This is a genomic window from Nostocoides sp. (assembly GCF_035343835.1).
Lineage (GTDB): Bacteria > Actinomycetota > Actinomycetes > Actinomycetales > Dermatophilaceae > Nostocoides_A > Nostocoides_A vanveenii.
Genome location: NZ_DAOQZV010000264.1, coordinates 1 through 4,128 on the forward strand (window position 1 = coordinate 1; position 4,128 = coordinate 4,128).

General features: G+C 69.6%; 5 protein-coding genes. All 5 read right to left on the minus strand.

Annotation, left to right across the window (positions count from 1 at the left end; all coding sequences use genetic code 11):
- Window positions 1-29: 29 nt before the first annotated feature.
- Window positions 30-281, minus strand: a complete 252-nt coding sequence (locus PKH97_RS14435; protein ID WP_324388255.1) for an antitoxin — start codon at window positions 279-281, stop codon at window positions 30-32.
- A gap of 557 nt (window positions 282-838) precedes the next feature.
- The gene (locus PKH97_RS14440) at window positions 839-1,852 is read right to left on the minus strand and encodes a GNAT family N-acetyltransferase (protein ID WP_324388256.1); all 1,014 of its coding nucleotides are present in this window, start codon (window positions 1,850-1,852) and stop codon (window positions 839-841) included.
- A gap of 96 nt (window positions 1,853-1,948) precedes the next feature.
- Window positions 1,949-2,644, minus strand: a complete 696-nt coding sequence (locus PKH97_RS14445) for a hypothetical protein (RefSeq protein WP_324388258.1) — start codon at window positions 2,642-2,644, stop codon at window positions 1,949-1,951.
- Window positions 2,641-3,534 (minus strand): ABC transporter ATP-binding protein, encoded by an 894-nt coding sequence (locus PKH97_RS14450; RefSeq protein ID WP_324388259.1) that lies wholly within the window; start codon window positions 3,532-3,534, stop codon window positions 2,641-2,643. The genes PKH97_RS14445 and PKH97_RS14450 overlap by 4 nt, the downstream gene beginning before the upstream one ends.
- Window positions 3,507-3,929, minus strand: a complete 423-nt coding sequence (locus tag PKH97_RS14455) for a GntR family transcriptional regulator (protein WP_324388260.1) — start codon at window positions 3,927-3,929, stop codon at window positions 3,507-3,509. The genes PKH97_RS14450 and PKH97_RS14455 overlap by 28 nt, the downstream gene beginning before the upstream one ends.
- Between the last annotated feature and the right edge of the window lie 199 nt (window positions 3,930-4,128).

Sequence of the window (4,128 nt, forward strand, 5' to 3'; positions counted from 1 at the left end):
GTTGAGCAGGACGTTGGCGTCGACGAGCGTCACGCGCCGCGCCTGAGGGAGGCGAGGAGGTGCTCGTCCTCGAGCTCGCCGGCGATGCGCAGCGCCTTCGTCAGATCCACGGTCGGGACCCCCATGTCGAAGGTCGGCGTCTCGTATGGTGCCTGCTCACGACCGGCGAGGCCCGCCCGGATGGCGTCGTTGAGGGCGCGCTTGAACGACACGCCCTTCTCGCTCATCCGCCGGCGGAGCAGGTGCTCGGTATCCGGGTCAAGTGTGACGGTCGTCCGCATCGTGACAGCATACCATCAAGACTTCTGATGTCATGCTGTCAGCCGTGAGGTATGCGGTCGTTCTCCGTTGGAGACGACGGACCACGCGCGGTGGTGGCGTCGGAGAGCGAGACAACCGGCCTGCTGGACACCTCGGTGGTCATCGACTGGCACGACCCCACGATCCTCGGCGCCCTACCGGACACCTTCGCCATCTCGGTGATCACATCCGCCGAACTCGCGGCCGGCCCACTGCTTGCGCCTACCGCGCCCGAGGCGGCCCGTCGGCAGGCGCGCCTCCAAAAGGTCGAGTCCCGACTCGCTCCCCTCCCTTCGATGCCGCGGCCGCCCGCAGCTACGGGCTCGTCGTCGCGGCCGTCATCGCTCACGGGCGGCGCCCACGCAGCCGACTGGCCGATTTGCTCATCGCTGCCACGGCGCACGCCAGCGGACTGGATCTCTATACGCGCAATGGCGAGGATTCCCGGGGCCTCGATGACCTGGTGCGGGTCGTTGCGATCTGACGTCAGAGCCCGGTCGGGACTCCTGATCGCCGTCATATCTCGGTCGTGCCGCTCTCAGAGCGTGAGCCGGGCGAGCGCCTCGCCGTCCTCGAACTCACCAGTCGGCACGAAGCCCGTCGCCAGGTGGAACGCCTCGGGCGACCCCTTGCCCTGCCCCCAGCTCGTCTCGACTTCCGTATGCCCGCGCGCCCGCATCTCATCGAGCCAGAGCGTCATCGCGCGGCGCCCGATGCCGCGGCCTTGATGGCTGCGGTCGATGAGGAAGCGCCACAGGTAGGGTCCGGCCTCGGAATACATCAGGAAGCCCGCCGGCTCGCCGTCCGCCTCGATGCCCCGGAGCACCGGGACCAATGGCACGCCATAGCGCTCCCCGGGGAAGAGGGCATCGGCATACGAGTCGTGGACGGTGGCGCAGAAGTGCTCCTGCGAGCGGTGGGTGCGGACGCGGGCATACCTCCAGCGGTTGTCCTCGGTGATCCCGACGAGCCGCACGATCTGCGGCGGGGTGCGCGGGCGGTCGCGCCAGGCGCGCCACTGCTCGGCCGACATGGCGTAGTAGAGGTTGTCGTCCCACGCTCCGCGCCACCAGAAGGATTGCCGGCTGAAGGACTCGAAAGTCATCCCGAGCCGCTCCAGCAGCCGAATCGACGGGCCGTTGTCCTTGGAGAGTTCGGCGGTGATGCGGTGCACCCCGAGTCGCTCGACGAGGTCGGCGATGAGGGCGCTCACCGCCTCGAAGGCGATACCCCGCCCTTGCGCCGACGGTATGAGGCTGTAGCCGATGTCGGCGATGCCGCCGTGCTCGTGCAGCCCGATGTAGACGTCGCCGACCAGCTCGCCGGCCAGCTCGATCGCGATCTGGTGGCCTCGGCCGGGCTCGAAATCGGTGAGCCCGGCGTGACGCTCGGCGAGTGCGGCCGCCTTCTCGCGCGGGTAGGGCAGTTCCCAGTCCTGCAGCGCCGCTACCGCCGGGTCATTGCGGTATGCCGTGAGCGCCGCCACGTCCTGTTCGCCGACGAAGCGCAGCGTCAGCCGTTCGGTGCGCAACGGGAAGGGCGTCTGGCTCATCGTGCCAGGATCCACCAGCCCGTATGCCGGCGCAATCGGTTTGCGTGACGCGCCGGGCCCCATTCCTCGCCACCGCGTGTCGCCCGGGGGTGTGCGTCACCGCAGGGCGACGCGGCGCGCGATCAGCCAGGTGGCGGTTGCGCCGAGGGCCGTGACGGTCAGGGGGATACCGACCCAGAGCAGCGCCCAAGGTTGGCCCGCGAGGGCCGTGATCGCGCGCCCCCAGCCACCCGTGGCGGCGACGCCAGCGACGGCAGCACCACCCGCCACGCCCAGTCCGGCTACGAGCCACCACAGGCCGGTCGATCCCCAGCGCACGAGCACAGCGCCCAGGATCGCGCCGACTGCGCTGACCGCGAGCATGGCCGCGGTCAGCACCGCGAACTTGCCCGGCGCCGCGAGGGCGTCAAGAACGGGCGTCCGGAAGAAGCGGATCTGCATCCACCATCCGCCGCTTCGCGACTCGATCGCGGCGAGAGCGGTGAGCAGCCCGCCGGCCACGACCGACTGGGCCAGCACGAAGAGCCCCATCCCCGTGACAAACCCGCGCCGGGTGCCGCTCAGACCCAGGCTGAAGGGCAGCACGTGGGACCACGACTGCTGGTTGGCCGCGACCGCCGTCAGGAACAGCGACAGAATGCCGCCGCTTTGCCGGGCGACGGCCGGGTCGTCGCCAGCCGCGGCGTAGAACGCCACGTTGACCCCGAAAGAGATGGCGAGGATCAGCCACGGCCACAGCGTCGCCAGGCCGCCCCGGACCAGGATGCGCAGCATCGTCAGTGCCTCAGTCATGACGCCACCGCCGCGATCGGCTCGACGGGCGCCCCTGGATGCGGGGTGGACAGCGCGACGAGGACGTCCTGCAAGGGCAGGGCGCGCACCGTCAACCCGCACGCCGCGGCACGGTGGGCTGATGCGCCACGCACGGTCACCCGAGAGACGCCCCCGAGATCGGCGCGGGCAAGGATCGGCAAGTCGGCGGCATACGCATCGACGAGGACGCGCGGCCCACTGACCTCGAGCACGCTCTCGCGCACCTCGTCGGTAGGAGCGTCGAGGATCACCCGACCCCGGTCCAGGAGGACGAGATGATCCAAGAGATGGGCGATCTCGTCGATCAGGTGGGAGGAGAAGATCACCGTTCTCGGCTCGGCCACGACCTCCTCGAGCAGCCGGTCGTAGAAGAGCCGACGAGCGACGGCGTCCAGGCCGACATACGGCTCGTCGAGGATGGTGACCGGTGCCCGTGATGCCAGCGCGATAACGACGCCGAGCGAACTGCGCTGTCCGCGAGAGAGTTTGCCCACCGTCTGCCGCCGACGCAGCGCGAAGAGGTCGACCAGGTCGTCGGCCAGCCGGCGGTCCCAGCGCGGTTGGAGCAGGCGCGCGCCGAAGAGCACGGCGTCGACCGAGAACCGCGCTGGGAAGGGCTGGCTCTCGGTCACCGCGCACACATCCGCGAGGACGCGTCGATTCTCGAAGGGCTCGTGGCCGAGCACCTGGATCGTGCCGTTGGTGACGTGGCTCCGGCCGGCGGCCAGGTCCAGCAAGGTCGACTTGCCAGCCCCATTGCGGCCGACCAAGCCGGTGATCAGGTGCGCCCCGAAACCGAGGCTCACGTCATCGAGCGCAACGACGTCGCCGAAGCGTTTGGTCACGCCGGCGAGGGTGATGGCGTCCACGCGGCCTCCTTCGCCGCTGCGGTCACGTGGTCGCTGACGAGCGCGATGACGCGCTGCGCGGGCAAGCCGAGCAGATCGGCCTCCGCGGCCAAGGGGGCCACAAAGCGCTCGACGAACTTCTCCTCGCGCCGGGCCAACAGCCGAGCCCGCGCTCCGTCGGCGACGAACATCCCGATGCCACGCCGCTTGAAGATCGTCCCGTCGGCGACTAGATGCCCGACCCCCTTGGCGGCGGTTGCGGGATTGATCCGGTGGAAGACGGCCAGCTCATTGGTCGACGGCACCTGGGCGCCTTCGGGGAGCGAGCCGTCCAGGATGGCCGCCTCCAGGCTCTCCGCGATGACGCGGAAGATCGGCGTCGTCGACCCGTCGAGCTCTGTTGGTACATTACTCATGTAGCTAACCATGGCACCAAGTTGCAGGATCGTCAAGCACGCTTCTGAGCGATAGGGCTGTGACCCTCCTTGTCGAGGACGGTCACCCAGCGGGACCGGCCGACTATCCTCGCGCAGGTGGCTGAGCAGGAGCGGGTGAGCGACGTCTGGGCCGATCCTTCGGTCACCTGGCCGCGACTCGACATCCTCACCGCCGCTC

Bases quoted from the DNA above. Each gene is read 5' to 3' on its own strand.
- PKH97_RS14445 (WP_324388258.1), bottom strand. From the start codon at position 2,644: ATGACTGAGGCACTGACGATGCTGCGCATCCTGGTCCGGGGCGGCCTG.
- PKH97_RS14435 (WP_324388255.1), bottom strand. From the start codon at position 281: ATGCGGACGACCGTCACACTTGACCCGGATACCGAGCACCTGCTCCGC.
- PKH97_RS14455 (WP_324388260.1), bottom strand. From the start codon at position 3,929: ATGAGTAATGTACCAACAGAGCTCGACGGGTCGACGACGCCGATCTTC.
- PKH97_RS14440 (WP_324388256.1), bottom strand. From the start codon at position 1,852: ATGAGCCAGACGCCCTTCCCGTTGCGCACCGAACGGCTGACGCTGCGC.